At 37.7% G+C, this 26,144-nt stretch carries 25 protein-coding genes and 1 pseudogene; all 26 read left to right on the top strand.

From position 1 onward, the window contains the following. The first annotated feature begins 167 nt into the window (after positions 1 to 167). The 26 genes and pseudogenes from JNUCC74_RS16565 to JNUCC74_RS16440 all read left to right on the top strand — a co-directional run bounded on the left by JNUCC74_RS16565 (position 168) and on the right by JNUCC74_RS16440 (position 26,139). Positions 168 to 554 carry an ATP synthase subunit I gene (locus JNUCC74_RS16565; RefSeq protein ID WP_454066151.1) on the top strand — a complete coding sequence of 129 codons (387 nt, stop codon included), beginning with the start codon at positions 168 to 170 and terminating at the stop codon, positions 552 to 554. Positions 555 to 559: 5 nt separating this feature from the next. Then, the gene (gene atpB, locus JNUCC74_RS16560) at positions 560 to 1,282 is read left to right on the top strand and encodes a F0F1 ATP synthase subunit A (protein ID WP_454066150.1); all 723 of its coding nucleotides are present in this window, start codon (positions 560 to 562) and stop codon (positions 1,280 to 1,282) included. A gap of 50 nt (positions 1,283 to 1,332) precedes the next feature. Beyond that, positions 1,333 to 1,545, top strand: a complete 213-nt coding sequence (gene atpE, locus JNUCC74_RS16555) for a F0F1 ATP synthase subunit C (RefSeq protein ID WP_077318511.1) — start codon at positions 1,333 to 1,335, stop codon at positions 1,543 to 1,545. Between the two features lie 113 nt (positions 1,546 to 1,658). Next, on the top strand, positions 1,659 to 2,186 hold the full coding sequence (gene atpF / locus JNUCC74_RS16550) for a F0F1 ATP synthase subunit B (RefSeq protein ID WP_454066149.1): 528 nt from the start codon (positions 1,659 to 1,661) through the stop codon (positions 2,184 to 2,186). After that, a complete protein-coding gene (locus JNUCC74_RS16545; protein WP_077318509.1) occupies positions 2,183 to 2,728 on the top strand; it encodes a F0F1 ATP synthase subunit delta in 546 nt (181 codons plus the stop codon). The genes atpF and JNUCC74_RS16545 overlap by 4 nt, the downstream gene beginning before the upstream one ends. Positions 2,729 to 2,746: 18 nt before the next feature. Further along, positions 2,747 to 4,261 (top strand): F0F1 ATP synthase subunit alpha, encoded by a 1,515-nt coding sequence (atpA, locus tag JNUCC74_RS16540; protein WP_454066148.1) that lies wholly within the window; start codon positions 2,747 to 2,749, stop codon positions 4,259 to 4,261. A gap of 51 nt (positions 4,262 to 4,312) precedes the next feature. After that, positions 4,313 to 5,182, top strand: coding sequence for an ATP synthase F1 subunit gamma (gene atpG, locus JNUCC74_RS16535; RefSeq protein ID WP_077318507.1), 870 nt, complete (start codon positions 4,313 to 4,315; stop codon positions 5,180 to 5,182). A 43-nt stretch (positions 5,183 to 5,225) separates the two neighbouring features. Beyond that, positions 5,226 to 6,629, top strand: a complete 1,404-nt coding sequence (gene atpD, locus JNUCC74_RS16530; protein ID WP_077318506.1) for a F0F1 ATP synthase subunit beta — start codon at positions 5,226 to 5,228, stop codon at positions 6,627 to 6,629. Positions 6,630 to 6,730: 101 nt separating this feature from the next. Then, complete coding sequence (locus JNUCC74_RS16525) at positions 6,731 to 7,135, top strand: F0F1 ATP synthase subunit epsilon (RefSeq protein ID WP_143695742.1); 405 nt, start codon at positions 6,731 to 6,733, stop codon at positions 7,133 to 7,135. Between the two features lie 844 nt (positions 7,136 to 7,979). Next, a complete protein-coding gene (locus tag JNUCC74_RS16520; RefSeq protein WP_077318505.1) occupies positions 7,980 to 8,210 on the top strand; it encodes a DUF1146 family protein in 231 nt (76 codons plus the stop codon). A gap of 88 nt (positions 8,211 to 8,298) precedes the next feature. Beyond that, positions 8,299 to 9,018 carry a YwmB family TATA-box binding protein gene (locus JNUCC74_RS16515; RefSeq protein WP_454066147.1) on the top strand — a complete coding sequence of 240 codons (720 nt, stop codon included), beginning with the start codon at positions 8,299 to 8,301 and terminating at the stop codon, positions 9,016 to 9,018. A 34-nt stretch (positions 9,019 to 9,052) separates the two neighbouring features. Further along, positions 9,053 to 10,381 (top strand): UDP-N-acetylglucosamine 1-carboxyvinyltransferase, encoded by a 1,329-nt coding sequence (gene murA, locus JNUCC74_RS16510; protein WP_454066146.1) that lies wholly within the window; start codon positions 9,053 to 9,055, stop codon positions 10,379 to 10,381. A 711-nt stretch (positions 10,382 to 11,092) separates the two neighbouring features. Continuing rightward, the gene (locus JNUCC74_RS16505; RefSeq protein ID WP_454066145.1) at positions 11,093 to 11,917 is read left to right on the top strand and encodes a M55 family metallopeptidase; all 825 of its coding nucleotides are present in this window, start codon (positions 11,093 to 11,095) and stop codon (positions 11,915 to 11,917) included. 12 nt (positions 11,918 to 11,929) lie between these two features. Further along, positions 11,930 to 12,862 (top strand): ABC transporter permease, encoded by a 933-nt coding sequence (locus JNUCC74_RS16500; protein WP_077318501.1) that lies wholly within the window; start codon positions 11,930 to 11,932, stop codon positions 12,860 to 12,862. A gap of 1 nt (position 12,863) precedes the next feature. Next, positions 12,864 to 13,823 carry an ABC transporter permease gene (locus tag JNUCC74_RS16495; RefSeq protein ID WP_454066144.1) on the top strand — a complete coding sequence of 320 codons (960 nt, stop codon included), beginning with the start codon at positions 12,864 to 12,866 and terminating at the stop codon, positions 13,821 to 13,823. 8 nt (positions 13,824 to 13,831) lie between these two features. Then, a complete protein-coding gene (locus JNUCC74_RS16490; protein ID WP_077318499.1) occupies positions 13,832 to 14,836 on the top strand; it encodes an ABC transporter ATP-binding protein in 1,005 nt (334 codons plus the stop codon). A gap of 19 nt (positions 14,837 to 14,855) precedes the next feature. Further along, positions 14,856 to 16,493: an ABC transporter substrate-binding protein gene (locus JNUCC74_RS16485; protein WP_454066143.1), complete on the top strand. Its 1,638-nt coding sequence runs from the start codon at positions 14,856 to 14,858 to the stop codon at positions 16,491 to 16,493. A 51-nt stretch (positions 16,494 to 16,544) separates the two neighbouring features. After that, positions 16,545 to 17,462: a S66 peptidase family protein gene (locus JNUCC74_RS16480; protein WP_077318498.1), complete on the top strand. Its 918-nt coding sequence runs from the start codon at positions 16,545 to 16,547 to the stop codon at positions 17,460 to 17,462. Positions 17,463 to 17,481: 19 nt separating this feature from the next. Next, positions 17,482 to 17,718, top strand: a pseudogene (locus tag JNUCC74_RS16475) (dipeptide epimerase); the annotation flags it as partial. A gap of 69 nt (positions 17,719 to 17,787) precedes the next feature. After that, complete coding sequence (locus JNUCC74_RS16470; RefSeq protein WP_077318497.1) at positions 17,788 to 18,744, top strand: C40 family peptidase; 957 nt, start codon at positions 17,788 to 17,790, stop codon at positions 18,742 to 18,744. Then, positions 18,741 to 19,700: an ABC transporter ATP-binding protein gene (locus JNUCC74_RS16465; protein WP_454066142.1), complete on the top strand. Its 960-nt coding sequence runs from the start codon at positions 18,741 to 18,743 to the stop codon at positions 19,698 to 19,700. The genes JNUCC74_RS16470 and JNUCC74_RS16465 overlap by 4 nt, the downstream gene beginning before the upstream one ends. Positions 19,701 to 20,234: 534 nt before the next feature. After that, complete coding sequence (gene spoIID / locus JNUCC74_RS16460) at positions 20,235 to 21,455, top strand: stage II sporulation protein D (RefSeq protein ID WP_077318495.1); 1,221 nt, start codon at positions 20,235 to 20,237, stop codon at positions 21,453 to 21,455. 301 nt (positions 21,456 to 21,756) lie between these two features. Next, entirely contained in the window at positions 21,757 to 22,638 is an 882-nt protein-coding gene (locus JNUCC74_RS16455; RefSeq protein WP_077318494.1) for a M23 family metallopeptidase, read from the top strand. A gap of 434 nt (positions 22,639 to 23,072) precedes the next feature. Next, complete coding sequence (spoIIID, locus tag JNUCC74_RS16450; RefSeq protein WP_077318493.1) at positions 23,073 to 23,354, top strand: sporulation transcriptional regulator SpoIIID; 282 nt, start codon at positions 23,073 to 23,075, stop codon at positions 23,352 to 23,354. A gap of 610 nt (positions 23,355 to 23,964) precedes the next feature. Next, a complete protein-coding gene (gene mreB, locus JNUCC74_RS16445) occupies positions 23,965 to 24,966 on the top strand; it encodes a rod shape-determining protein (protein ID WP_077318492.1) in 1,002 nt (333 codons plus the stop codon). Between the two features lie 369 nt (positions 24,967 to 25,335). Further along, complete coding sequence (locus tag JNUCC74_RS16440; protein ID WP_077318491.1) at positions 25,336 to 26,139, top strand: flagellar hook-basal body protein; 804 nt, start codon at positions 25,336 to 25,338, stop codon at positions 26,137 to 26,139. The last annotated feature ends 5 nt before the right edge of the window (positions 26,140 to 26,144 follow it).

Raw genomic sequence — 26,144 nt, 5'->3', positions numbered from 1 at the left:
TTCATAGTAAAGTTAAATCGATTATTATATACTAAGAAGATAGAGATTTTTTATTACATACGGACTCCACAATTACTTTCTTTTTTAGGTACGGTTATTACCTAAAGGCATGTCGATTTTTGTCTATAAGTTTACATGCTTTATCAATTACAAGGGAAGAGGGAATTATGGCGGAATATAAAAAAATGGTCGATCGCCAGCGAAAATGGATGTTCTATCTTCTTGCGGTTTTTGTTTTAGGAGCCGGATTTACACCGTATGATCGAATCTTTCTTGGGTTGTTACTGGGGGCCGCTATTAGTTTTTATAACTTATATTTACTTCAGAAGAAGGTGGCTCTATTAGGGGATTTAGCAGCAAACCAACAGAAGATAAAAACGTTGGGAACGCTATCACGACTAGCAGCTGCTGTCCTGGCAGTGTTAATTGCAATTCGATTTGAAAATTATTTTCATCTCGTTGCCGTTATTAGTGGATTAATGACATCTTATATCGTCATTATGATAGAATTTGCTCTAAGTAACTTTATACAATCGAGTAAGAAAGAGGGGTGAATAACGTGGAACATACTGCACCGATAGTGGAAGACATATTTGGTATTCCTTGGTTAGATGTCAATTTATCAAATCTCCTTATGATTACTATTTCTTCAGCTATCGTGTTTATACTTAGTGTCATAGCAAGTCGCAATTTGAAAATGAAGCCTACAGGATTACAAAACTTTATGGAATGGATTGTTGAATTTGTTAGAGGTATTATTAGTGATACGATGGACTGGAAAACCGGTAAAATCTTTCTGCCGCTTGGTTTGACCCTGATAACGTATATACTTGTAAGTAATTTATTAGGTGTAGCAACTGCAGGGGTAGTTGGACATGATTTATGGTGGAAATCACCAACGTCTGATGCGACACTGACATTGACATTGTCTGGTATGATAGTCTTGTTAACTCATTTTTATGGGATTAAAGTTCAAGGAATAAAACATTATTTAAAAGGATATGTAAGTCCTGCACCAATTATGCTCCCATTTAAAATTATTGAAGAGTTTACGAATACATTAACGTTAGGTCTTCGTTTATTTGGTAATATTTATGCAGGAGAAGTACTGTTTGCATTGATTATAATGATGTCAAATTCGGGTGTATTTGGATTTATAGGTGCAGCTATTCCTATGCTTGCTTGGCAAGGATTTAGCGTGTTTATTGGTGGTATCCAAGCATTTGTATTTACGATGTTGACAATGGTGTATTTGTCTCATAAAGTGAGCAGTGACCATTAAATAAAAAACATAAAATTAAAAGGTTTATTATAAAAAGGAGGAAGTATTAAATGGAAGCTTTAGCAGCAGCAATAGCAATAGGTTTGGCAGCAATAGGTGCTGGTTTTGGTAACGGAATGATCGTTAGTAAAACGGTGGAAGGGATTGCTCGTCAACCAGAATTAAAAGGTTCACTACAAGGTACTATGTTTATTGGGGTAGCACTAGTTGAAGCTATTCCAATCATGGCAGCCGTTATTGCATTTATGGCTATTTTTATGTAAACCTTCATAAGTTAAGATGGCGAGGATCAGCTTTAGAGTCTTCGCCATTACTTTATGTGATTTAATAACAAATTAAATTCAACATGTTAACGATCACGAAAGGAGTGAAGTTCATGTATTCATACATTGACGTATTGTCAGTTGGCGCAAGCGTTGGTGGGTTAAGAGTGGGTGACATGCTTTATCAACTATTCTTTTTCCTACTTTTACTACTTCTAGTAAAAAAATTCGCTTGGGGTCCTGTCATTAATATGATGCAAAAGCGTGAAGAATATGTAGCTGATGAAATAGAAGCAGCAGAAAAAAGCCGTGTAGATGCAGAAAAAGCATCTAAAGAAGCGGCAGAACGTTTGAAACAAACGAAACAGGAAGCGCAACAGATCATCGAGGATGCAAAAGAAGCGGGACAAAAACAAGAACAGTTAATTATTAAAACAGCTCGCGAAGAGGCTGCGCGCTTGAAAGAATCTGCTCAAGCTGACATTCAAAATGAAAAAGAAAAAGCGTTACAGGCGTTACAGGATAAAGTTGCTTCACTATCTGTATTAATTGCAACAAAAGTAATTGAAAAAGAAATTGATGAAAAAGATCAGGAGAAACTGATCAATGAATACATTAAAGAGGTAGGAGAAGAGCTATGAGTCATGTAACGGTAGCAAAGCGTTATGCAGATGCTCTTTTCCAACTAGGTAAAGAAACGTCAACATTGGATTCACTTGCTCAAGAGCTGACAGCGGTAAAGAAAGCTTTTGAAGAAAATAAAAATGTGTACACTTTTTTAACACACCCTCGCATAAGTAAAGCGAAGAAGCAACAAATTCTAGATGATGTTTTTAAAGATGGTCAGAAAGAAACGCGTAATATGTTAAAACTTCTCGTAGAACGCCATCGGATTGAATTGCTTCCAGCTATTGTTGATCATTTTATCCAGTTAGTAAATGATGCGAAGGGAATTGCGGCTGCAACGGTCTATTCCGTTCGAAAATTAACGGATGAAGAGTGCCGACAGTTAGAGGCTACTTTCGCGAAACGTTTTAATAAACGAGCGATTCAACTTACTAATGTTGTTGAACCCTCACTGATTGGTGGCATGAAGATCCGTGTTGGTAACACGATCTATGATGGTTCCGTTAGTGGTATGTTAAAACGAATTGAACGAAACCTTGTAACTGCAAACAAATGAAGATAGGGGTGAAATGGTATGAGCATCAAAGCTGAAGAAATAAGTAGCTTGATTAAGCAGCAAATAGAAACATTTGATACAGATATCGAAGTAAGCGATGTCGGTACAGTTATTGAAATTGGTGACGGTATTGCACGTGCTCACGGTCTTGATGATGTTATGGCTGGTGAGCTGCTGGAATTTTCAAACGGTGTAATGGGATTAGCCCAAAACCTTGAAGAAAGCAATGTTGGGATAGTTATCCTTGGTCCTTATTCGGAAATTAAAGAAGGCGATGAAGTTCGTCGTACTGGGCGTATTATGCAAGTACCTGTTGGGGAGGAATTAATTGGACGAGTAGTAAATCCACTAGGCCAACCATTAGATGGAAAGGGAGCAGTGGAAACAACAAAAACTCGCCCAATTGAAGCACCTGCACCTGGGGTAATGGATCGTAAATCCGTTGATGAACCATTACAAACAGGGATTAAAGCAATTGATGCCCTCGTTCCAATTGGTCGTGGTCAACGGGAATTGATTATCGGAGACCGTCAAACAGGGAAGACAACTGTAGCTGTCGATACAATTCTAAACCAAGCGGATCAAGATATGATTTGTATTTATGTCGCTATTGGTCAAAAGGATTCGACGGTACGAAGCACTGTTGAGACTTTCCGTCGTTATGGTGCATTAGATTATACAATTGTTGTATCAGCTGGTGCATCTGATCCAGCACCGCTATTATACTTAGCCCCATATGCCGGTGTAGCAATGGGAGAAGAATTCATGTACAACGGCAAGCATGTACTTGTTGTTTATGATGATTTATCTAAGCAGGCAGTAGCCTATCGTGAACTTTCGTTGCTATTGCGCCGTCCCCCTGGTCGTGAAGCATTTCCTGGAGATGTATTCTACATCCACTCACGTTTATTGGAAAGGGCAGCTAAATTAAGCGATGCAAAAGGTGGCGGTTCTTTAACGGCTCTGCCATTTGTAGAAACACAAGCCGGAGATATTTCAGCATATATTCCAACAAACGTAATTTCGATCACAGATGGTCAAATATTCTTGCAATCTGATTTGTTTTTCTCTGGCGTTCGTCCGGCAATTAATGCTGGTCTATCAGTTTCTCGTGTTGGTGGTTCGGCTCAAATTAAAGCAATGAAGAAAGTTGCTGGTACGTTGCGCTTAGACCTTGCATCTTATCGTGAACTTGAAGCATTTGCCCAGTTTGGCTCTGATCTTGATAAAGCAACACAAGCGAAGCTAAATCGCGGAGAACGCACCGTAGAAATTCTAAAGCAAGGACTTCATAAACCAATGTCAGTTGAAAAGCAAGTCATGAGTCTTTATGCTTTAACCAAAGGTTTCCTTGATGATATTGCAGTTGAAGACATACTTCGCTTTGAGGAAGAAATGAATATCTGGATGGATAATAATCGTAAAGAATTATTAGCATCTATTCGGGAAACTGGACAATTACCAGATGAGTCAGAGATGAATGAAGCAATTGAAGCATTCAAAAAAACATTTTTGCCATCTGAGGACAAATAGTTCTATGTTTACGTAACACGTAACCTTTAGCGGAAAGGGCGGTGAACAAGCTTGGCATCACTTAGGGATATTCAAAGTAGAATTAACTCTACGAAGAAAACAAGAAAAATAACTTCTGCTATGCAAATGGTATCTGCATCTAAAATGGCAAAGGCAGAGCAAAATACAAAAGCTTTCGAGCCATATAGTAAAAAAATTCAAGAAGTAGTAGCTCATATTGCCAGTTCTGCAACGGATGCAACTCATCCAATGCTTGAGAAACGTGAAGTGAAAAAAACGGGCTATATGATAATAACAGCAGATAAAGGTTTAGTTGGTGCTTACAATAGTAATATTTTAAAAAGCCTTTATCATAAAATTCAAGAACGCCACCAATCCAAAGAGGATTACACGATTATTACGATTGGTCGAAAGGGTTATGAATTTTGTAAAAAAATGGATCTGCCAATAGCTCAGAGTATTATTGGTATTGGAGATCAACCTGACTTTGCAGATATAAAACAGATCGCATCAGAAACTGTTCAATTATATGCAGATGAAGAAATCGATGAGCTATATATCCTATATAACCATTATGTTAGTGCCATTTCTCAACAGGTGACGACAACTAAATTGTTGCCAATTACTGATATAGAAGAACATAGTAACAATACAAGCTTTCATGATGAATATGAATATGAACCAAATGAGCAGCAAATCCTCGAAGTACTTTTACCGCAGTATGCTGAAAGTCTTATTTATGGAGCAATATTAGAGGGTAAAGCGAGTGAACATGCGGCAAGTATGACAGCGATGAAGAGCGCCACAGATAATGCTGGTGAGCTTATTGATAAACTAACATTGACCTATAACCGTGTGCGTCAAGCTGCAATTACACAGGAAATTACAGAAATTAGTGGTGGGGTAGCTGCACTAGAGTAGCTTCCTCGAATCATTTCTGAAAGTACGTTAGGAGGGAAATTCGATGAGCAAAGGACGTATTACACAAGTAATGGGACCTGTCGTTGACGTTAAATTCGAAGACGGTCTGTTACCAGATATACACAACGCTCTTGTTGTTAAAGCTGCTGATGGAGCAGTTAATACAGAGCTTACTTTAGAAGTTGCTCTTCATTTAGGTGATAATACGGTTCGTACGATTGCTATGTCATCTACTGATGGCTTAAAGCGCGGATTGGAAGTAGAAGATAAAGGAAGACCAATTTCTGTTCCGGTTGGAGATGTTACATTAGGGCGAGTATTTAATGTACTTGGAGACAATATTGATTTAGAAGAGCCGTTACCAGCGGATGTCCGCCGTGACCCTATCCATAGAAAGTCACCGGACTTTGAAGATTTAACAACCGAAACCGAGATTTTAGAGACAGGAATTAAAGTTGTAGATTTACTGGCACCTTATGTAAAAGGTGGTAAAATTGGTTTATTTGGTGGTGCCGGTGTTGGAAAAACGGTACTTATTCAGGAACTGATTAATAATATCGCACAAGAACACGGTGGAATTTCTGTATTTGCCGGTGTTGGTGAACGTACACGTGAAGGAAATGATCTTTACTTTGAAATGAAGGATTCAGGGGTTATCTCTAAAACAGCCATGGTATTTGGGCAAATGAACGAACCACCTGGAGCTCGTATGCGTGTTGCATTAACGGGATTAACAATGGCAGAATACTTCCGTGATGAACAAGGACAAGATGTATTGCTCTTTATTGATAATATATTCCGTTTTACGCAAGCAGGTTCCGAAGTGTCTGCATTATTAGGACGTATGCCTTCTGCGGTTGGTTATCAACCAACTTTGGCAACAGAGATGGGACAATTGCAGGAACGAATTACGTCAACAAAAAAAGGTTCTGTTACATCAATTCAAGCTATTTATGTACCAGCTGATGACTATACAGACCCTGCACCAGCAACCACGTTTGCTCACTTAGATGCTACCACTAACCTTGACCGTGGCTTATCAGAACAAGGAATTTACCCAGCGGTGGATCCATTAGCTTCTACATCTCGAGCACTAGATCCTGAAATTGTTGGAGAAGAGCATTATCAAGTAGCAGTAGAAGTGCAAAAAACACTTCAACGTTATCGTGAATTACAGGATATTATTGCTATCTTGGGTATGGATGAATTAAGTGATGAAGATAAACTTGTAGTCGCTCGTGCACGTCGTATTCAATTCTTCCTATCCCAGAATTTCCACGTAGCTGAACAATTTACTGGACAAAAGGGATCTTATGTACCAGTAGAGGAAACGGTTAAAGGGTTTAAAGAAATATTAGAAGGAAAGCATGATGATTTACCTGAGGATGCGTTCCGTTTAGTTGGTCGCATCGAAGAAGTTGTAGAAAAAGCAAAAAGTATGCAATAAGTGACATAAAAGGTGAAGCAACAAATTACAATTGTCGAAACGGTTGATGAATAGTTTATTATTCATTAGTCGCCTTTATGTCAAGCGGAGGAGGGGTTACTTTGAAAACACTAACTGTAAGTGTTGTTACTCCTGATGGACCAGTATTAGAAGACGATTATGAAATGGTAAGCTGTAAAGCAGAGAGCGGGGAGTTAGGGATTTTACCCGGACATATTCCGCTTGTTGCTCCACTGTCAATTAATGCTGTACGTCTCAAGCGTGGTAATAGTGAAGATAAATTGGCAGTTAACGGCGGTTTCATGGAAGTCCGACCAGATCAAGTGACAATTTTAGCACAGTCTGCTGAAAAGCCTTCAGATATTGATATTGAACGAGCAAAACGAGCAAAGGAACGCGCTGAACGCCGACTCCAGTCTAAGCAGGATCATATTGATATGTTAAGAGCGGAGTTAGCACTACGTCGGGCGTTAAATCGTTTAAATGTCAGTAGTGTCAGCAGGTAGCCAAAAAATCTCTTATAACCTTGTTATAAGAGATTTTTTGCATATATAAAGCTTATATGTATGCTTAGAATTGGAAGTGACGGTTTTACATTTTCATTATTAGCAACGGTAAACAAGTCACCTGCCCAAAATATTTGCGTTTACCAATTTCCCTGTTTAGGAAAAGCTATCTTTTTTTATATGGTGACTATCTTTCTTGAAAATAGCTTCGTCGTCTAGCTTAAGCGATCGATCGACTAGCAAACTTTGATCTCCTTCCTGCAATAAGTCTACATTGGCTCAAACTTAAAGGAAGGCGTCGACTAAAAGCGGGCTTGCCGCTTATACGTTGGCATACCCCTGTTGCACTCCTTGAATGAAGTTTTACTTTAATCAGAAGTGCTGTTGTTTGGATGCCGCTACCTGAACCGAACGCTAGGAATTTGGTCTTACTCTATTTAAAATTACTCCAATGGACTCCCCTTAAATATGTATATCTCTCCTAAAATGAATGTACATTCATTTTACCTTTAGATTACTGGCTTTTTGTCGATATTTCCCGGGAAATGAGGAAGTATCAACGTAGTTTTGTTATGTTTTTGTCATCAAGATCATAGGAAGATGCAAGAGAAAATTAGGAAAAGGAAAAATATGATTAGTATGAAAGGGGACTTAATAAACAACACGTAAAAACTCACATTGACTTTTTTCTGTATTCATGGCAAAGTACTAATAGTATGTGTTTTAAAAAGAGAGTAAATTTGATTGAAAAGTTCGTGAGAGAAGAAGTTTCAGCCATCAAACAAGCTGCTCTGTCATTTTTACTTGACTTCTTGAACATCAGTAAAGATTAAAGGTGGTTTGTATGTTTTCGATAGGTCAACAAGCGATTATTGGCATCATATCACATCTTCTGTTTATTTACTTGACATGGCGATTAATGATGTCGGTTAATTTTGAACCGTTAATAAGGAAAGGAAGAGCGAAGGAAGCTCAAATTTTGATTTTGTTTTTGACGATTGTAATAGGTTCTGGAGTAAGCCGATTCTTCTTAGAAGTTTTACAATGGTCTAGAGACTTAAATCATTTATTTTAATAAATTTGTCGCCATTTGTACTGTATGTCTTTATGTCTCCCTGATCATACTATAGATAGACTATGTGTGAAAAATGGGGGTTTTTATTATGAGAAAATCTATTATTCTATGTATCCTATTATTATTTATATCGAATAATATGATGACTCAACCAGCAGAAGCGTATACCGATGAGTTGACAGATATGGCTTCGTTTGTAGTCAATAATCAAGTAGAAATAGAAAATTGGCAAACTACTTGGAAAGAGTCTTTTTCACATCAACAGGCAGAAGCGTTAATTAAAGCATTGAGTGCTAAGTATGACAAAACAGTGACAAAACATAAAAAAATAATAAAAATTTCTTTTAAAAACAGTCGCATTACTGGAAATATAGACGTATCTTATAGTGTGACCCTTCCGCGCCAGAAAAAACTATCTGCAGAACTGGTAGTTGTCATTCAAGGAAGTAGTTGGAATCACATTATTGCACAAGAATATAGAGAAATCGTCAACTCCAGTGTAGATAATTATTTTTCAGCCAAGGCAAAGAGATTTTCTTGTCTGGCGACTAAAGAAAATGATATAATTAATGGTGACTATTTTTTAAACATGCTCATAAATTATTTTCAAGTTGAACAAATACAGACACAATTCGATACAGTTAAAAAATCCGTGCATAAAAAAATTATATACGGGTATACACCACTGTGGAATCAACAGATTTCAATCGACAGTGTTCCCATGAATTTTCAAATTGCAGTAACAGAAACTGGATCGGACAATCCTACATACATGATAGGAACACCTATCCTAATAAATGAATATTAATATAATGAAATTGGATCTGAAGGAGATTTGGAATATGGAAAAAATCATCGTAAGAGGCGGACACCAATTAAAAGGCACTGTTAAAATTGAAGGTGCTAAAAATGCTGTGCTTCCTGTCATTGCCGCTAGTCTTATTGCTAGTGAAGGAAAAAGCGTTATAAAAGATGTTCCTGAACTTGCTGATGTATATACAATAAACCAAGTATTAAGGAGTATAAATGCTAACGTACATTTTGAAAGTAATACAGTAACGGTAGATGCTTCCAATCAATTGATCACAGAAGCCCCATTTGAATATGTTCGGAAAATGCGTGCCTCTGTCCTCGTTATAGGACCTTTATTGGCACGCTATGGTCATGCAAAAGTTGCTATGCCAGGGGGTTGTGCCATCGGTTCAAGACCTATAGATTTACATCTAAAGGGTTTTGAAGCAATGGGGGCAGAAACTCATGTTGGTAATGGGTTTGTTGAACTAAAAGTCAGCAAGCGTCTTAAAGGTGCAAAAATTTATTTAGATATGCCTAGTGTCGGTGCAACTGAAAATATTATGATGGCAGCAGCATTGGCTGAAGGAAAAACAATCATTGAAAATAGTGCAAAAGAGCCTGAAATCGTCGACTTAGCAAATTACCTCAATAAGATGGGTGCCAAAATAGTTGGTGCGGGAACAGAAACGATCCGTATTGAGGGCGTTGAAAAGTTGCGCGGCGTGGAACATTCAATTATTCCTGACCGTGTGGAAGCGGGAACGTTTATGGTAGCAGCAGCAATTACACAAGGTAATGTGTTGATCCAAAATGCAGTTCCTGAGCATCTGCGCTCCGTTATTTCAAAATTAGAGGAAATGAATGTAAAGGTTATTGAAGAAGAAAATGGACTGAGAGTTATAGGACCAAGGAAGTTGAAAGCTACAGACATTAAAACATTACCGCATCCTGGGTTTCCTACAGATATGCAATCACAAATGATGGCTTTGATGCTGGCAGCAGAAGGTACAAGTGTAATCACAGAGACAGTTTTTGAAAATCGATTTATGCATGTTGAAGAATTCAGACGCATGAATGCAAAAATGAAAATTGAAGGTCATAGTGTAATTATTGAAGGGCCTAGTGATTTACAAGGAGCTGAAGTAGCAGCTACAGATTTGCGTGCAGCAGCAGCATTAGTATTAGCTGGATTAGCCGCTGACGGTGTGACGAGAGTAACAGAATTAAAACATCTTGACCGCGGTTATGTTAACTTTGCTGGCAAATTAGCAGCTTTAGGGGCAGATGTGGAAAGGGTAGATGATAATGGGAATACAGTCGTTCCATTTATGAAAGTCGAACATTTAAACAAAACGATTGCGGCAGAGCTGTCCTAATAGTTTACCTGTCTCTTCGTAATACCTGTAAGTTAAGAATTAACTTGGTGAAATGAATCATTTGGAATTTATAGTTATATACAATTCTATTTCATTCTGTCAATTCGCGCTTATATATTCCAAGTTCTATTTTAAATCACATTCAATTAATAGATAGTATAAAAACAGATGAAGAATTGTATCATCTGTTTTTATTTGTTTATATGTTATACATGAAACATATAAGGAATTGTGCAGAAATTATCTATACATTAATTTATGTATAAGTATAGTTAGCATTTGGATTGCCAAAGATTTCAACGCTAAAAATAAATATATTAGTTTACTTAAAAAGATTATATTGATACAGGGCAAACTTTAAAAGCTGCCTCGAGCCTATGAAAAAACCATGTTCATTTTATCCGCGCCATCAAGACTGTGAATAAGCTTATTATTTTGATGGAACTCCTACTACTATATCCTCCTTTTTCACATCTTATCAACTTCACATTCACAAGCAAGTAACCTGCTTTGTTATCCTGCATCTAAGGCATCGTTAAGACTTTCTCTTTAAGACTTTAGAGAATACGGAGAAGTTTAAATTGTAGAAACGGCGCATCGAAAATTAAAATAAAATTACAGTTTTAATCATAAGAATATGCACTTTTCTTTTCATTCTATATATGGTAAAATTTAAGAAAATTTAAACATTAGAGGAGTGATCGTTCAATAATGAAATTATATATTTCTGCAGATATGGAAGGGATAACGGGCTTGCCGGATGAATCATTTGTTAAAGCTACTATGCATAATTATGAACGATCAAGAAAAATCATGACAGAGGAAATAAATTGCGTGATTGTTGCTGCTTTAAAAAAGGGATGTACAGAAGTATTAGTTAATGATAGTCATTCCAAAATGAATAATATACTTATTGAGCATCTACATCCAGAAGCAAAACTGATTACCGGAGATGTTAAGCCATTTTCTATGATGGAAGGTTTGGATAGTACCTTTGATGGAGCAATGTTTATTGGTTACCATGTACGTGCCGGTCAGTTTGGGGTAATGTCGCATACCATGATTCATGCTGTAAGAACCATGTATCTTAATGATCACGAAATTGGAGAAATGGGATTTAATGCATATCTTGCAGGTTTCTATGATGTACCCGTTTTAGCCGTTACTGGTGATGATCAAGCAGCTCAAGAAGCAGAAGCGCTTATTCCTAATGTCACTGCTGTAGCAGTAAAAAATACGATATCTCGATCCTCTGTATATAGCCTTACACCAACAAAAGCAAATGAGATATTATCTGCCAGAATAAATGATGCGATGGAACGACGTCATCATGTTCAACCACTTATTCCTCCAAAACAACCGGTGCTGCGAATTGAATTTGCAAACTATGGCCAAGCAGAATGGGCAAATTTAATGCCGGGTACGTACATAGAGCCAAATTCAACGATTGTTACATTCAAAGCAAAAGATATTTTAGAAGCGTATCAAGCGATGCTTGTTATGACAGAACTTGCTATGAATACGAGGTTTTCATAAGGAGGAAAGTCCATGCTTCGTTACATATTAAAGCGCTTACTCATTATGCTGGTAACTCTGTGGGTAATTGTAACATTAACCTTTATTCTGATGGTTACCATACCAGGATCACCGTTTAATAGTGAGAGAGGGACTAATGAGGTCGTACAGGCTAATTTAGAGGCGCATTATAATCTGGATGAACCTTATATTGTGCAATACTTTTTATATTTAAAGTCGATTGTAACGTTCGATTTTGGTCCATCCATAAAGCAGCCGTCGCAAACAGTGAACGATATGCTGATGCGCGGTTTTCCAATTTCATTTGAATTAGGGATTATAACCATTATTGTTGCCGTTTTATCTGGAGTAACACTGGGGGTTTTTGCAGCATTAAAACATAATCAAATTATTGATTACGTAGCAATGGGATTTGCTGTTTTAGGTATATCAATTCCAAATTTCGTGCTAGCTACACTTCTCATTCAGCAGTTGGCTGTTAATATTGAACTTTTCCCTGTAGCCAGATGGCTGAGTCCAGCCCATATGATCTTACCAATTACTGCACTTGCTACTGGACCAATGGCTATTATTGCTAGATTAACAAGGTCAACCATGCTAGAAGTATTAACACAAGATTACATAAAAATGGCTCGAGCAAAGGGACTATCTCCATGGAAAATAGTTATTAAACATGCATTAAAAAACGCATTAATGCCCGTTATCACAATTATGGGCACGCTCTTAGCAGGAATTTTGACAGGAACATTTGTGATAGAAAAAATTTTTGCTGTTCCGGGCATGGGCAAGTATTTTGTAGAAAGCATAAATCAGCGTGATTATCCAGTTATTATGGGAACAACTGTATTTTATAGTGCGTTCCTCATTATCATGCTATTTCTCGTTGATATTGTATACGGACTTTTAGATCCGAGAATTAAGTTGCATAAGAAGGGAGGAAAATAAGATGAATGTGGCAGAAAAAACATCCAAACAACTTCCTTCTCCAGCAAATATTCCGGATGCTTGGTTCACTTGGAAAGAAAAGGATAAAGCGGAGATGCAGACTGTATCCAGACCATCCTTGTCTTATTGGAAGGATGCTTGGAGGAGACTTGTCAAGAATAAACTTGCAATGACGGGTCTCATCTTTTTAGTTATCCTTGCTATTTTTGCAATCGTTGGGCCAATCCTATCACCTTACGATGTAAATAAACAAGATTTGCCGAATCAATATCAGCCCCCATCCAAAGCGCATTGGTTTGGAACAGACAATGCAGGACGTGATGTGTTTACTAGGACTTGGTATGGGGCGCGAATATCATTGTTTGTTGGAGTTATGGCAGCACTCATCGATTTTACGATAGGAATAGTTTATGGCGGTATAGCTGGTTATAAAGGAGGGCGAACCGATCATATAATGATGCGGATTATTGAGGTTTTGTACGGTCTTCCATATCTGCTCGTCGTTATTTTATTATTGGTTGTCTTGGGTCCGAGCCTAGCGACCATTATTATAGCCTTAACGGTCACCGGTTGGGTAGGCATGGCCAGAATTGTTCGGGGGCAAGTATTGCAAATTAAAAATTATGAGTTTGTTCTGGCCTCTAAATCATTTGGTGCAAAGACATCACGGATTATCCGCAAAAATTTATTACCAAATACGATGGGTCCAATCATTATACAAATGACCTTAACCGTCCCCAGCGCCATTTTTGCAGAAGCATTTTTAAGTTTTTTGGGTCTGGGTATTCAAGCACCGTTTGCGAGTTGGGGTGTGATGGCGAATGACTCCCTAGGTGCAATTTTATCCGGTCACTGGTGGACATTATTTTTTCCAGCCTTTTTTATATCCTTTACCATGTTTGCATTTAATGTGTTAGGTGACGGGCTTCAGGACGCACTAGACCCGAAACTGAGAAAGTAGGTGAGCAAATGGAGAAATTACTTGAAGTAAATGATTTACATGTTACATTTTCCACCTATGGAGGAACTGTTAAGGCGGTTCGTGGTGTTGATTTTAAATTACATCAAGGAGAGACCTTAGCGATTGTTGGCGAGTCTGGTTGTGGTAAAAGTGTTACGGCTAATGCGATTATGCAGCTGATTCCCGATCCGCCTGGAAAAATAACAAAAGGGACGATTACATTTAAAAATAAAGTATTGACAAGTTTATCGGAAAAGCAAATGCGATCTGTTCGCGGAATTGATATTTCCATGATTTTTCAGGACCCGATGACAGCATTAAACCCAACGCTAACCATTGGAACACAAGTAATGGAGGGTGTACGCAAACATCAGCAACTTAGCGCCGACCAGGCAAAAGCCAAAGCATTAGAAATGCTGCAATTAGTTGGCATCCCCAATCCAATAGAACGTTTGAAGCAATATCCTCATCAGTTTAGTGGTGGGATGAGGCAGCGAATTGTAATTGCAATGGCGCTCATTTGTGAACCAGAACTATTAATTGCTGATGAGCCAACAACCGCGCTCGATGTAACAATTCAAGCACAAATTCTGGAGTTGTTTGAAAAGATTCAGGCAGCAACTAAAGTAGCTATTATTCTAATCACGCATGATTTAGGCGTTGTTGCTAAAATAGCAGATCGAATTGCTGTTATGTATGCAGGAAAGATCATAGAGGTTGGGTCTAAACGTGAGATTTTTTATCAAGCGCAACATCCCTATACAAAAGGGTTGCTAAATTCAGTTCCCCGTCTTGATGTAAAGGGAGGGAAGCTCAAGCCAATTGACGGGACTCCACCTGATTTATTCTCCCCGCCACAAGGCTGCCCATTTACTGCGAGATGTCCGCTAGCAATGGAGGTGTGTGATAAAGTTTACCCGAACACGATTGATAAGAGCAAATCTCATAAGGTGAATTGCTGGATGCAGGATAGGCGGGCGAAGCAGCTGTTAGAACTAACAGCACTTAAATAAAACTAAGGAGGAAAAAGGTGTGAAGAAGTGGTTAGTCAGTATGGTCATCATTCTTTTTGTTGTCGCTTTAGCTGCATGTACTGCGAAGAAAGGAGCTGGAGAAGAACCGAAAGATAACAGTAAACAAAACGGAGCAGAGGAAAGCATTGGTCAAAAAGTTTTAAAATTAAATAATGGCCGGGAACCGACATCTTTTGACCCGGCAATCGGCTTTGATAATGTTTCGTGGGATGCTTTAAATAATTTGCTGGAAGGGTTAACTCGCTTAGGAGATGATCATCAACCGCAACCAGCAATTGCAGAGAGGTGGGATGTTTCGGAGGATGGAAAAACGTACACATTTCATTTACGAAAGGATGCAAATTGGTCAAATGGAGACCCAGTTGTAGCAAAGGATTTTATTTTTGCTTGGGAAAGGTTATTAAATCCGGATACTGGTTCAGCTGCAGGATTTCTCGGTTATTTTATTAAAGGTGGCGAAGCATTTAACAATGGTAAAGGCTCTAAAGATGATTTAGGTCTTACTGCAGTAGATGAGAAAACACTTGAAGTAGAATTAGAGAGTCCAACAGGCTTTTTTCTGCATTTAATAACAAACCCGGCTTTTTTTCCGGTAAATCATAAAGTTGCTGAAGAAAATCCAGAATGGCACACCGAAGCAAATACATTTGTTGCGAACGGTCCATTTAAGTTAGATGCTTGGAAACATGATAATGAAATGGTGTTTAGTAAAAACAAAGAATATTGGGATGCAGAAAATGTACGATTAGATGGTGTGCATTGGACGATGATTGATGATGTAAATACAGAATATCAAATGTTTGAAAGAGGGGAATTAGATTCAGCAGAAATTCCAGCAGAATTATCCGATCAATTGATTGATGGGGAAAATGTACAAATTGTTGAGCAGGGCGGGTTGGATTTTTACCGGTTTAATGTGACAGAGGAACCGTTTCAAAATATAAAAATTCGGAAAGCATTTGCTTTGGCAATTGATCAAAAAGAGATCGCAGAATTTGTAGTGAAAAACAAAGTAGAACCAGCTTTCGGTTTTGTATCCCCAGGATTTACGAACCTGGAAGGAAAAGATTTTAGAGATGTTAATGAGGATCTTATTTCTTTTAATCCAGAGGAAGCAAAAGCATTATTGGAAGAGGGAATGAAGGAAGAAGGGTATGATGAACTTCCTAACGTAACATTGTCATATAATACGGATCATGTTAATAAAGATGTAGCAGAAACATTGCAAGGAATGATTAGTGAACATCTTGGTGTTGATGTAGAACTTGAAAATACGGAATGGAATGTATTTCTAGAGGATCAAAAAGCATTAAAACATCAATTGTCACGAAGTTCTTTCTTATATGACTATGCTGATCCAATTAATTTCTTAGAAAGTTTCATTACCGGTTCTTATATGAATCGAACTGGCTGGTCAAATGAAAAATATGATGAGTTCATTGCAAATGCAAAGTCAGCAGTAGACGAAAAGAAACGTTGGGAATATATGTATGAAGCAGAAAAGCTATTAGCTGAAGAAATGCCGATTTTTCCAATTCGTTATTACAACCAAGTAGAAGTGTTACAGGAAGGAGTTACGAATATTCACCGCCACCCAGTTGGTTACCTGGATTTAAAATATGCTGATAAACAATAGGTTAACAGGGGCCCATAAATCAGCCCCTGTTTCTAGGAAAGAAGGGATCAAATGATTTATCCTCCTAGACTTCACCAAGGAGATACTGTTGGTATTCTTGCACCTGCAGGTCCACCAGATAGTAGCAGGTTGCAGCAAGGAATATTGTTTTTGGAAAAAATGGGACTAGAGGTGCGGTTAGGGGAACATGTGAATAAAGTGGATGGCTATCTGGCAGGGAACGACAGAGAACGACTGGAGGATTTCCAAAGCATGATCGTGGATCCGTCAATTAAAGCAATTATCTTTGCTAGAGGAGGATATGGAACGGCACGGATAGCATTACAGCTTCCTTATAGCTGGATGAAAAAGCAACCAAAAATCATTTGGGGATATAGTGATATAACATATTTACATACAGCCATTCGTCAACGAACAGGACTTGTCACATTTCATGGTCCCATGCTTTCCTCTGATATTGGAAGAGATGATTTTGATTCTATATCTGCAGTGATGTTTAAACAGTTATTTCAACCAATGACGTATACCTATACAGAACAAATCGCTCCTTTATATGTTATTGCTAACGGAGAAGCGACAGGAATGCTCGTAGGGGGAAATTTATCTATCTTGGTCAGTACACTAGGTACTCCGTTTGAAATCGATACAACAAATCGAATTGTTTTACTCGAAGACATTGGGGAAGAACCTTATAAGGTGGATAGAATGTTGAATCAATTAAAGCTCTCCGGAAAGCTTGCTAGTGCAGCCGGAATTGTATTAGGCGATTTTGCCGGTGCTTGCCCAAAGATCGTTCCGTCTTTAACATTGGAACGTGTTTTTAATGATTATTTGTCTGATTTAGATATACCTGTATTAGCAGGCTTTAAAATAGGCCATTGTATGCCAAATATAGCTATTCCTTTAGGGACAGAAGCAAAATTATCGACGAAACAAAAAACATTGAAAATTCAGCCGGGTGTATGCTAGTAGGATGTGGGGGATAAATATGGTCATAAAAGAAATAAAAACATTTCGTCAGCAGTGCCTTTATATACTCCGTTTAAAACAAAACAGCATTACGTACGGTTACTACAGCTGAAACAACAGTTGTCAAGCTAAGGTATGTGATAATAGAATAACTGGTTGGGGAGAAGCTCCGCCAACACATGTCATCACTGGTGAGAGTATTGAGTTTAGTATCCATCATGTGTTTAAACCGTTACTGCTTAGGAAGACATTATTATATTGAGAATGATTTTATGTTTACTAGGTTTAGTTAGTCAAGAACAAGTTAAGGGAAGGAGCACTATACATGAGTAGACAAAAGCCGGCGCAAAGTAATTATGATCTTTGGGTTTCAAGTGTTCCAGTGGCTACGGTATGGACAAATCCCGAATCACCGAGAAGTATAGATTTTCCGGGTATTACAAATCCAACCAATATGGATACGTGGATTAGTCAATTAGATGACAAAGCTAAACTGGCTTTATGTGAAGAAAATCGAATTCAGACACAATTACTATATGGTGAACAGGTTGTAATTACAGAGAAAGTAGGGGATTGGGTACATATTGTTATCCCTTCACAGCCTTCTGCTAAAGATGAAAGAGGGTATCCGGGATGGATACCATTATGTCAGCTAAAAACAGTAAAACGGGAAGAGTGGCAACAGCAAATATTAGTAATTATTCGAAGTGATAAAGCATGGCTGAGATTAGTAGATGAGCCAAAAATAAAACTAAGCTATTCAACTATTCTTCCAGTAAAAGAATATGATGAAAGTGAAGTTATGGTATGCACTCCTCATGGAATTGGGTATTTAAACGTACATGATGTGGAACTTTTTTCTCGGGAAAAGGGACTTTCACGTGGTAATGGAACTGCAATCTTAGATTCGGTGAAAGACTTTGTTGGATTAGCTTATTTTTGGGGAGGGATGAGTTCTTTTGGTTATGACTGCTCAGGACTATCATATACAGCTCATAAAGCAAATGGATATCAGATTGCTAGAGATGCTGTAGACCAGTCGAAAGGCGGTAAGGAAATCACCTTTTCGCAAGTACAACCAGGAGATTTACTGTTTTTTGCGTATGAAGAAGGAAAGGGGCGCTTGCATCATGTCGGGGTATACTATGGTGAAGGGAAGATGCTTCACTCGCCGCAAACTGGCAAGGGAATCGAAGTCATCCAGATAAAGAGTACCATCTATGAAAAAGAGCTATGTGCTATTCGACGCTATTGGTGTGATGAAGGGAGTGAATCTATATGACAGAAGAAATCTTACAAGTAAATAAACTAACAAAATATTTTAATGTTGGCAAAAACCAAACTTTACAGGCAGTTAATGATGTTTCATTCCGTATTTATAAAGGAGAAACATTTGGTCTTGTCGGAGAATCGGGTTGTGGGAAATCGACGGTCGGCCGAACTATCCTTGGTCTATATGATAAAACAGCCGGAGAAGTTATTTACGATGGGAGAGATATTCAAACACTGAAGGAAAAAGATAAAATTCAATTATACCGGCGCATACAGTTGATTTTCCAAGATCCTTATGCATCTTTAAATCCGCGTTCGACTGTCAAAGACATCATATCTGAACCGATGGAAGTGCATGCATTGTATAAGACGAATCAAGAACTGCAGGAACGTGTGTATCAGTTGCTCGAGGAAGTCGGACTAAATCGTGATCATGCCAATCGCTATCCACATGAATTTAGCGGAGGACAGCGACAACGAATCGGAATTGCAAGAGCATTGGCATTAAATCCTGAATTTATTATCGCAGATGAACCTATCTCTGCTTTAGATGTCTCTGTACAAGCTCAGGTTGTTAATCTATTGAAAGAGTTACAAATGGAGAAAGGGTTAACCTTTTTATTTATTGCCCATGATCTATCCATGATCAAACAAATTTCCGATCGGATAGGAGTTATGTATTTAGGTAATTTGGTTGAATTAACTAATAGTGAAGCCCTCTATGTCAATCCGCTTCATCCATATACACAGGCTTTACTCTCCGCCATTCCCATTCCCGATCCAGATATAGAGGAGAAAAGAGAACGAATAATATTGAAAGGAGAATTACCAAGCCCCATTTATCCACCAAGTGGTTGTGTATTTCGAACTAGATGCTCTGCAGCTATGGAAATTTGTGCTAGTCAAAAACCGCAATGGCAGGAAGTAGAACCGGGACATTATGCAGCTTGTCATCTTTATCAATAATAAAAACATAGTTAAAAATCCTACGTCTCCAGTAAATTACCCTTTATTATGGGTATATCTTAATAAGTGGCTAGGATTTTTTAAATTACCTAGAAACGATATCCAACTTCTAGTGGATATCGTTTTTGCAGATAGCTTCGCTGTCTAGCTAAGTGCTTGAGCGTCTAGTAAACTTCGCCTTTCTTCCTACGTTAAGGTAACATCGGCTCCTTTGTTTCTACATTTAAGGTGCTGTAAGAATAAATCCTCAAGCGTAAGGGACACCTAAATGTCCGTTTGTTCGATTGAACTGGAGGGAAGGCTTCTTGAACAGTCATCGAGTGAAGAATTCTTTCTTTTTAATTCTCTTTTGAATGCAAATTTGGTTAAAAAAGTAAAAGTTCCTAGGTGTATGTTTAGTTTTAATTCTACTTAATTTGTAGTGAGTTTTTACAGAATGAGTTTTCCTTTATTTTTTTAAGTTCTATTGTTTTCTTACAATGTATACATATATTAGTAGGTATGCTAGATTAAATAAACTGAAGGAGGAAAGGAATGAAACGAGGTAACTATTCAACAAAGAGTGGTTCAAAAGCATGGAAGAAGCGAAACGCCACGTTGTTAAAAAAGATTAAATCAAAGCAACAATCATCCTTTCAACAACAGAGTATTTCAAAAAAACCATCAGGTAACAAACAACTGTTTTTAAAAACGAAAAAACCTTATTACTTACAAAAGTCACCAAAGCGCCCATCTGTTTGGAAAGTTCCGACCTCACTTCTATTAGCTAGTTTAATTATTGCCATCCTTGTTATACCAACTATGATCGTTGTTCCATACACAAAAGCTGATAAACAGGAGGAAAAAACAATATCCCATGCGGGCGATAAGGAAAAAGTGGCGAGTGAAGCAGAACTAGGTGCTTCGCCATTCTCTGTGTCTGTTATGCGGACAGCATCTGATAAGGTCGAAGGTATACCATTAGAGGAATATGTTGTAGGAGTGGTAGCATCTGAAATGCCAGCAGATTTTGAAAAGGAAGCATTAAAAGCACAATCCCTTGCTGCAAGAACGTATATTGTAAACCAAAAGCTTCATGGAGAAACGGAAAAAAAAGAATCTGATGTTACAGATACTGTTCAACATCAAGTATATAAAGATGAGTATCAGCTACAGAAAATATGGGGCAGTGATTTTGACTGGAAGATGAAGAAGGTGAAGGAAGCTGTTGCAGAAACAAAAGGAGAAATTTTAACATATAAAAAAGCGCCAATAACTCCAGCATTTTTTTCTACTAGCAATGGATATACGGAAAATTCAGAGGATTACTGGGAAAATAAGCTACCTTATTTAAGGAGTGTAGAAAGTCCGTGGGATAAGTCATCTCCTAAATTTTTGGATCAAAAAACCTTTTCTCTTGAGCAATTAGAGACAGCGTTAAAAATGGATTTGCCAGATCAGTTTCCATTGCCAATTGAGATAACACATACGGACAGCAAACGAGTAGAGAAGGTTAATATCGCTGGAAACAGCTTTTCAGGTAGGGACATACGAGAACAGCTCAAATTACAATCTAGTGATTTCACCATTAAACAAAAAAACAATCATTTTATATTTACCACTAAAGGGTTCGGTCATGGGGTTGGAATGAGTCAATACGGAGCAAATGGAATGGCAAAGGAAGGGAAAAACTATAAAGATATTGTTGGCTACTATTATAAAAATGTAGAAATTAGTAAGGTTAATGATATTGCTCAAACTCTCGTCGCAAAATAGGCGGGAGTTTTTAATCACTGTAGGAAAATATAAAACTTTAGGCTTTATCGTATAAGAAAAACGATAGCTTTCACCATAAAGACTTGGCGACAAGCCAAGTTTTTTTATTGCGCTTCTCTATTCTGTGCTCACCACTTCATGAACAAAAGTGCTTATGCAAAATAAAGTCTGGCTTTATCCTAGTAAATCTCCTTAATTTACCCTTCTTTTTTTAAAAAATACAATAAACTGCAAAATATTTTTTGAAAGATGTATATAAATACCTTTTTCTGATCAGAATGGTTGTTGAGGTGATGTTCTAATGAATGAAGAAAACAAAGGGACTTCAAAAAATAAGTGGAGTCGAATTTTTCGTAAAAAGTGGTTTTTCCCTGCTGTCTATTTAACTATTGCTGCCGTATTGTTATCAGTAGTTGTTTGGTATCAAAATAATGATAGTCAGGTTCCAGATGCTCAAGATGAAGGAAATGAATATACACCAGCACAACATGGTGAACGAGCGGAGCCTGTAATGGAACAGCAAGAAACAATTAAAATGCCAATAGCAGACGAAGAAGAAGCAGAAATTGTAACTAAATTTTATGATTACAACGCTGATCAAAAAGAGCAGGAGCAAGCATTGGTCTTGTACAACAATAAGTACTACGAAAGTGATGGTGTAAATATTGCTTCAGCAAGCGGTAAGTCATTCGATGTTGTAGCTGCTCTAAGCGGTGAGATTACCGAAGTTAAGGAAGATCCATTGCTTGGAAATGTTGTTGTACTAGAACATGATGATGAAGTGACAACATACTATGCTAGTTTAGAAGAGGTTAATGTCAAAGCAGGAACAGAAGTGAAGCAAGGCGATAAATTAGGAGTAGCAGGAAAAAATGTTTTTGGAAAAGACAGTGGCACACATGTTTATTTTGAATTGCGCAAGGATGGAAAAGAGGTTAATCCTGAAGAATACTTTAACCAGCCTGTAAGCAGTCTGAATAGTGTGACAGACGAAGTATCTGAGAAAACTAAATCACAAGAAAAAGAAGCAGATCCGTCTCAAGAGGATGAAGCTGCAGAAGAGTCATCTACCGAAGATCAATCACTTGATAAAGGTCAAGAAGACAAGTCTGACTCTGATGAAATAGAAGGTCAATTAAATGAGCAATCTGATAGCTCGACAAAATCTTCTAAAGATGAATAATTGGTCAAGCTCCCTTAGTAATCATAGCTGAGGGAGTTTTTATCGTTATCTTATGTCATTAACCGTTCGATGTTACTTTAGAAAATTATAGAGCTTTTTTAAAAAATTGCCTGTCCTACTGCGCAAAGATGCTTTTTTAAGCATAAACCACATCTACTCATAATAAACTTATACAAACTAATCATTCTAAAATGTCTGAGGTGAGAGCATGTGGGGCTACTTTTCAATTGATAAGGATAGAAAGCGTCCTAAGTATAAGAATAAAATACAGAATATTATTAATGTTAAACGTATTTAGTTGTGAAATAGGTAAGCAACTACATATTGTTGCACTGATGTTTTCGGTCAATCATTTTATTGCAAACTATTCCATCCATGTAACACCTGTCTCAAACTACCACCTCGGAAATATACAACTTAGGGAGGCGAACGGTGTGCACGACTACATCAAAGAGAGAACGATCAGGATAGGAAATTATCTTGTGGAGACGAGAAAAACAGTTCGTGTAATAGCAAAGGAATTTGGAGTATCTAAAAGTACGGTCCATAAAGATTTGACAGAGAGGTTGCCAGAGATTAATCCAGAGTTAGCAAGCAAAGTGAAAAGCATATTGGAACATCATAAGGCCATTAGGCATTTACGTGGAGGAGAAGCGACGAGAAAAAAATATAAAGTCGATGCTACAAAAAAAACGGAAGCAAAGCCAGTAGGATAAATAGAGTCTAGAGCATCTTCTATTTACCCGTCGATGTGATCCAAACTCATCCAATTATTATGTAGGAACAAACTTTTTTACACTATAGAAAAGTATAAAACTTTAGGCTTTATCCCGCATGTAAGGTGCCGTAAGTTTCCCACTTCAAGTCCTGAATTGATACAAAAGATTCAAAGTGGGAGAAAACGGCGCCTAAATGCCCAATTTGTTCAGGACGACAAGCTAAGGAAAGCTTCTTAAATTAACATCACGGTTTTTCAAGGACAAGAAGGACGACGGCAGCGATATATCGGACGATGATAAAGAGCTTTTCCTTTTCTAGACTCCTGCGATTTTAGCATTTATCTCTACCCCTATCAGTAGGGGATAAAAGAAAAGCCTTACTGAATGAAGTTTTACTTTATTAGTAAAAAGCCTTCTGCTAAAAAAAGAGGCGGGAGGTTTTTTCTGTTTTTGTATAATACTTGGGAAAGGTTTACATCCAATTATATTTTCCTTAACAAAATTTAAATAAAATGCAGTTAAATGTAGAGATTTGTGGTAAAATATTATATTAGTAGCAGTATGGACAAAAATAATACATAGTAACTAATTAGGAGGATTTGAGCCCATGTTTTCAAGGGATATCGGTATTGATCTTGGGACAGCAAATGTATTGATTCATCTTAAAGGAAAAGGAATAGTTTTAAATGAACCAGCTGTTGTTGCCATGGATCGTAATACAGGAAGAGTACTGGAAGTCGGTGAGGCTGCTAGAAAAATGGTTGGTCGTACACCAGGGAATATTGAAGCTATTCGCCCGTTAAAGGATGGGGTAATTGCTGATTTTGATGTTACAGAAGCGATGCTAAAACATTTTATTAATAAAATAAATGTAAAAGGTTTTTTATCCAAACCAAGGATTTTAATTTGTTGCCCGACAAATATTACCAAAGTTGAACAAAAAGCGATTAAAGAGGCTGCTGAAAAATCAGGTGGAAAAAAGGTTTATTTAGAGGAGGAACCAAAAGTAGCAGCAATTGGTGCAGGTATGGAGATTTTTCAACCTAGTGGCAATATGGTTGTCGACATTGGTGGTGGTACAACAGATGTAGCTGTACTATCCATGGGTGACATTGTAACGTCAGAATCCATTAAAATGGCTGGGGATAAATTTGATGCGGAAGTTCTTCAATACATAAAGAAAAAATACAAACTTTTAATCGGAGAAAGAACAGCAGAAGACATAAAAATTAATGTAGCTACTGTTTTTCAGGGTAGCCGTGATGAGCAAATGGAAATTCGTGGTCGGGATATGGTATCAGGATTACCACGAACTATCTCCGTAAATTCTCAAGAAATAGGGGAAGCTTTACGGGAATCTGTTTATCTGATCGTTCAAGCAGCAAAATCCGTATTGGAGCGTACACCGCCAGAATTATCAGCAGATATTATTGATCGTGGGGTAATTTTAACAGGTGGCGGGGCATTAATTCATGGCATGGATGAATTACTTGCTGAGGAGTTAAAAGTTCCCGTGTTTATTGCAGAAGAACCTATGAACTGTGTAGCAAAAGGAACAGGCATGATGTTAGAAAATATTGACAAAGTTGATCGGAAAAAGATCATTTAATTGTATGTTAAAAAGAAGATAAAGGTAGCCAAGATCGCAACATCTTTAAAAATTGCGATGGTCGCTGTTGAAGTTTTCCTTGTCTTGTAAATGCAGAAGTGCTTTTTCTGCGTGCGAATGTATCGCTGTAGCATATGTTGTCCTTGAAAAAGAAGTGTATACCGATACAACAGAACAATTAAATGAAGGGAATAAAGAAAAACTAGGTGTACAGAAATTGTCTAAAATTTTTATTCGCTTCGTTTTAACTTCAACGCTAAAATTTTTATATTTTAACAAGAGATATTTCAAGGTGTCATATTTACCAGACTTTTTAAACATTCTCTTTGATTGAAATAAAGGAAGAAATTGTAAAAGGAGGGGAATTCTTTGCTAAGAGGTTTTTATACAGCTGCCAGCGGAATGATCGCTCAGCAGCGTCAGCAGGAGGCTTTTGCAAATAATATATCCAATGCAAACACCCCGGGTTATAAAGCAGACCAGACAGCTTTACGAGCTTTTCCAGAAATGTTAATGAATAGAATGGGGGGAGAAAAACTCCCTACTCAACATTCGCTTAGCGTAAGAAAACAACAGCCAATAGGGGCCTTGAATACAGGCGTGTATGTACAAGAAACGATTCCAACATTTACGCAAGGGGACGTGCGTCAGACAGGAATTTCTACTGACATTGCGCTTATTGATGGGCAGTTACCTGACGATACAGGAAGGCTTTTTTTCACTGTGCAAAACACTGCGGGAGATGTTCGCTATACTAGAAATGGAAATTTCACGGTAGATGGTGATGGATACTTAGTTACAAATCAAGGTTATTATGTTTTGGATCAAGCAGGTGAACCAATTCAAACGAATGGATTGGAATTTACTGTAACCTCTGATGGCTTATTACAAACAGCTGATGCTGCTATTCCGTTAGGCATTGCCTATGCTGCTGATGCTAATGAGTTAGTAAAAGAAGGAGATAATTTATACGCTGGGGATGCTGTAGCTGTACCAGCCGGAGCAACTTTTTCTATTAAACAAGGCTTTTTGGAACGCTCAAATGTGGATGCGATGCAATCAATGACCCAAATGTTGGAATCTTACCGTATGTTTGAAACAAATCAGCGAGTTTTAAAGGCTTATGATGAAAGTATGGGTAAGGCAGTCAGTGAAATTGCTCGTTTAGTGTAAAGGAG

The organism is Cerasibacillus sp. JNUCC 74 (assembly GCF_053667775.1).
Note: the sequence above shows the minus strand (reverse complement) of the source record. Positions and strands in the feature narration are given on the sequence as shown.

What these genes read in the sequence shown, in the direction of transcription:
- atpE (WP_077318511.1), top strand. Translation starts at nt 1,333, where the DNA reads ATGGAAGCTTTAGCAGCAGCAATAGCAATAGGTTTGGCAGCAATAGGT.
- atpD (WP_077318506.1), top strand. Translation starts at nt 5,226, where the DNA reads ATGAGCAAAGGACGTATTACACAAGTAATGGGACCTGTCGTTGACGTT.
- JNUCC74_RS16470 (WP_077318497.1), top strand. Translation starts at nt 17,788, where the DNA reads ATGAGTAGACAAAAGCCGGCGCAAAGTAATTATGATCTTTGGGTTTCA.
- JNUCC74_RS16495 (WP_454066144.1), top strand. Translation starts at nt 12,864, where the DNA reads ATGAATGTGGCAGAAAAAACATCCAAACAACTTCCTTCTCCAGCAAAT.
- JNUCC74_RS16465 (WP_454066142.1), top strand. Translation starts at nt 18,741, where the DNA reads ATGACAGAAGAAATCTTACAAGTAAATAAACTAACAAAATATTTTAAT.
- JNUCC74_RS16545 (WP_077318509.1), top strand. Translation starts at nt 2,183, where the DNA reads ATGAGTCATGTAACGGTAGCAAAGCGTTATGCAGATGCTCTTTTCCAA.
- mreB (WP_077318492.1), top strand. Translation starts at nt 23,965, where the DNA reads ATGTTTTCAAGGGATATCGGTATTGATCTTGGGACAGCAAATGTATTG.
- JNUCC74_RS16500 (WP_077318501.1), top strand. Translation starts at nt 11,930, where the DNA reads ATGCTTCGTTACATATTAAAGCGCTTACTCATTATGCTGGTAACTCTG.
- JNUCC74_RS16515 (WP_454066147.1), top strand. Translation starts at nt 8,299, where the DNA reads ATGAGAAAATCTATTATTCTATGTATCCTATTATTATTTATATCGAAT.
- JNUCC74_RS16565 (WP_454066151.1), top strand. Translation starts at nt 168, where the DNA reads ATGGCGGAATATAAAAAAATGGTCGATCGCCAGCGAAAATGGATGTTC.
- JNUCC74_RS16480 (WP_077318498.1), top strand. Translation starts at nt 16,545, where the DNA reads ATGATTTATCCTCCTAGACTTCACCAAGGAGATACTGTTGGTATTCTT.
- atpA (WP_454066148.1), top strand. Translation starts at nt 2,747, where the DNA reads ATGAGCATCAAAGCTGAAGAAATAAGTAGCTTGATTAAGCAGCAAATA.
- JNUCC74_RS16520 (WP_077318505.1), top strand. Translation starts at nt 7,980, where the DNA reads ATGTTTTCGATAGGTCAACAAGCGATTATTGGCATCATATCACATCTT.
- atpF (WP_454066149.1), top strand. Translation starts at nt 1,659, where the DNA reads ATGTATTCATACATTGACGTATTGTCAGTTGGCGCAAGCGTTGGTGGG.
- JNUCC74_RS16455 (WP_077318494.1), top strand. Translation starts at nt 21,757, where the DNA reads ATGAATGAAGAAAACAAAGGGACTTCAAAAAATAAGTGGAGTCGAATT.
- JNUCC74_RS16505 (WP_454066145.1), top strand. Translation starts at nt 11,093, where the DNA reads ATGAAATTATATATTTCTGCAGATATGGAAGGGATAACGGGCTTGCCG.
- JNUCC74_RS16490 (WP_077318499.1), top strand. Translation starts at nt 13,832, where the DNA reads ATGGAGAAATTACTTGAAGTAAATGATTTACATGTTACATTTTCCACC.
- spoIID (WP_077318495.1), top strand. Translation starts at nt 20,235, where the DNA reads ATGAAACGAGGTAACTATTCAACAAAGAGTGGTTCAAAAGCATGGAAG.
- murA (WP_454066146.1), top strand. Translation starts at nt 9,053, where the DNA reads ATGGAAAAAATCATCGTAAGAGGCGGACACCAATTAAAAGGCACTGTT.